Annotated in this window: 4 protein-coding genes; 2 read left to right on the top strand and 2 right to left on the bottom strand. The window is 46.9% G+C overall.

Annotated features, from left to right (window positions below; all coding sequences use genetic code 11):
• Window positions 1-440 precede the first annotated feature (440 nt).
• A complete protein-coding gene (locus F6K52_RS34675; protein WP_293089512.1) occupies window positions 441-635 on the bottom strand; it encodes a hypothetical protein in 195 nt (64 codons plus the stop codon).
• A 348-nt stretch (window positions 636-983) separates the two neighbouring features.
• Here F6K52_RS34675 and F6K52_RS34670 point away from each other — a divergent pair, with 348 nt between their 5' ends.
• Both F6K52_RS34670 and F6K52_RS34665 read left to right on the top strand, forming a co-directional pair.
• Window positions 984-1,103, top strand: a complete 120-nt coding sequence (locus tag F6K52_RS34670) for a photosystem II reaction center X protein (protein ID WP_293089511.1) — start codon at window positions 984-986, stop codon at window positions 1,101-1,103.
• A 196-nt stretch (window positions 1,104-1,299) separates the two neighbouring features.
• A complete protein-coding gene (locus F6K52_RS34665; RefSeq protein WP_293089508.1) occupies window positions 1,300-2,256 on the top strand; it encodes a Ycf66 family protein in 957 nt (318 codons plus the stop codon).
• A gap of 275 nt (window positions 2,257-2,531) precedes the next feature.
• Here F6K52_RS34665 and F6K52_RS34660 read toward each other — a convergent pair.
• Window positions 2,532-3,066: hypothetical protein (locus F6K52_RS34660; protein WP_293089505.1), on the bottom strand; the 535-nt coding region annotated here is incomplete at its 5' end.

Below are 3,066 nucleotides of genomic sequence, written 5' to 3'. Positions count from 1 at the left end.
AATAATCACAAATGTATTGCCGGTGCCACCATCAGCGGTCAGTGGTCAGTGGTCAGCTCTCAGCGGTCAGTGGTCAGTGGTCAGCTTATTTTAGTCAAAAGCACCTCAATTAAAGTGGCACAGGCTAGAAGCCTGTGAGCCCTAGCTGTTAGCGTAGGCGCGTAGCGCATATGCTTAGCTGCCGCCTAAGGTCGGTAGGTGGCTTACGAGTGTCCTTGTGATTCTAGTTAATTTAACTTGACACTCCCCGCTTTAAAAAGACGGGGATTCCTAGATCTACAACCGGCCTTAAACCTCCGTGTCCAAATGGCAATATCTAAACCATTATCCCGTCAAGACAAAGAATCTAGTTCAGTTCACGAAAGACCCAGCGGGCTAGTCTCCTTAGGCGTTTAGTTACTTTTTGAAAAGTGCCTTATAAAGTCCGTTGCTTTCCTGTTTCACTCGGTTCCGGCGTGCCCCGCCGTACCATTTTTTTCAAGTTGTGATCTGGCTGGGTTCACACACCAATTGTTGGTTGATGATTGGGTTTTTAGCGATGCAGCGCGGTCTTGGGGGTTTCCCCCATGAGCGACTGCATCAAGAAAGGAGGATTTTCCCTGCCCTCCGGGCATTTCTACTTTAAGGTCAAACAATTGCGGGTCTCTCTCCCGGTTGTGCCTCGGATTTTCAGCCTGTACCCATATCTATATATTACTCTAGCGCTAGGAAAGTGTCAGCCTTTTTGGCAAAGTTGTATCTAGGCGACTAAAGTCGCTACCTGGCTTTCATCCCCGGTTTGAAAACACGGGGCTTTCAGCCTGGAGCAGTTCCGTAAAGTTTCTCAATAATAGTATCATGTTCTTGGTTCATCCCTCACCAAGCCTCACCATCCGATAGGGAAGCGGCAGTGGCATGGGAGAAAGCAATCATGTCTAACACTTACCCGATTGGGAAGTGTAGGAGAATCACAAACAAGATTTACAAATTAACTAGGAGTTTTTATGACACCTTCATTAGCCAACTTTTTGTGGAGTTTACTTTTGGGTACTGCCATTGTGGTTATTCCTGCCACTATAGCACTACTCATCTTTAGCCAGAGCGATAAGATCAAACGATCATAACGAAATCCCTACTATCTATGGCTTAAAGGAAATAAGGCGGAGCTTAGAGCTTCCGGAAATTGAGTGGGTTGTGAACCCGCTCAATTTTTGTATTCACAATCTCTCCTGATCCAGCAGTAAAATGGTTGTTCTCCAGTTACAGTAGAGTGTAAGACCAATAACTCGCTACCATAAGACTGGCCATAGGAGAGTAGCAATGGTAAATTTTGGGTTTAATTCAGCTAGCCTTTTGGGCATATTCTTGATGCTTGCCGGAGCAGGACTCTATTTCCTGCGCTCGGTCCGTCCAGAACTAGCCAGAGACCATGATATCTTTTTCACTGTGGTCGGGGTAGTTTGTGGCTTTATTCTCGTGACTCAGGGATGGCGACTCGATCCAATTTTGCAGTTGAGTCAGCTGTTGTTGAGCGGTACAGCAATATTTTTTGGTGTGGAAAGTCTGCGGTTACGGGGCGTTGCCACTAAAAAAGCCCGGGAAGATGCTGGGTTTGAAGACCGTCAGCGACCAGTTAGCCGTAACTATTACCGCGAAGAACCACAAGAGGCTAATGTTTATGATGAATACGATGAACTAGAGCCCGTAGAGGAGCGATACTCCAACCCTCGCTTGCGGCCCACACCAGATTCGAGGGAAAGGCGCACAGAGCGTTATGAAGTAGAAACCCGCCGTTCAAGGAGTCGAGGGAGTTTAGAGGAATCCAGGCTAGAAGAGCGATCGCGTAAACGCCGCCCTCGTTCTAATGGTCAGTTTTCAGAACGACCTAGAGAGACCTGGCAGGCTCAGTTAGATAGTGATTGGGAAGAAAAACCATCTCGTAGTAGACGTTCTCGTCCTTCAGAACAATCTGTCGAACGACCTGTAGAACGATCCGTAGACACTTGGGAGGCTAAGTTAGATCGGGATCTAGACAGAGATCTAGACAGGGATAGAGAAGACAGACCCGTTCGCCGTAACCGTTCCCGTGGTGAATCTATAGAAAACTATGACTCAGAAAACTATGACTCACAGATAGCCTCAAGGGAAAGAAAGCGTCGTACCCCCCCAAGGGAGGAAACATCCTCTAACTACTCAGACCAAAGCGATTATGTGGATTACAAACCCATCAACCTGTCTGAAGAAGAAGATGAGCCGTTAGGACCCTTTGAGTACTAATAAAACTAGCGTTCAGCAATCAGCTATAGCAGAAGTCAGAAGTCAGAAGTCAGAAGTCAGAAGTCAAACTCTTGCGCTTACTTAGGTTTGAGACTTTTGTCATGTCCTAACTGCCCTGGCGACTGCTATATCAGCGATCAGCTAACCGCTGAGGGCTAACCGCTGAGAGCTAACCGCTGAGAGCTGAGAGCTGAGGGCTGAGGGCTGACCGCTAACCGCTGAGGGCTGACCACTGACCACTGACCACTGACCACTGACCGCTTTTGGCTTAATGCTTAACCCCCTATGATATCAAAACAGCGAGGAATTCGGTTCTGTGGATTGCCATAATAATCCAAAATCTCGTGAGTCCGTAGCACCATAGATTCCATTAGGGCAGTCATGTTCTTCTTAACCACTAATTGGTCTTCTGGTGAAACATAAGCTACGTCTGCTAACAAAACCTCGGTAATGTCTTCATGTGCTCCATCGTCATTAATTTTGGCATGGAGCAAGATTGGTTGATAAAACTCACAAGGCAAATCTAAATCTTGACACCGCTGTTTGAATAACTGGTGGAACTCCTCACTGTGTTCTTCAAACATTAATAATGCTGCCTTGAAGCTAAGGGGATGCTGCTTCGCAAAAACTGCCAGACTTGAACAGACCGCAAAGGTCATGGGTAATGGCAGCATCCGTTGTAGTTGCTGACCAGAAATTCCCACACTCTTCAAGGATTTCTCGATCAAACGGTCATGGTGCAACTCAGACACAAAGAATTCCCGGAGGAGTTGGCGAATCTTAGGTGATTCATAATTGGCTAAAGACGGA

Origin of the sequence: Moorena sp. SIO3H5 (assembly GCF_010692395.1) — a bacterium.
GTDB lineage: Bacteria > Cyanobacteriota > Cyanobacteriia > Cyanobacteriales > Coleofasciculaceae > Moorena.
This window is presented reverse-complemented; position numbering and strand designations above follow the sequence as displayed.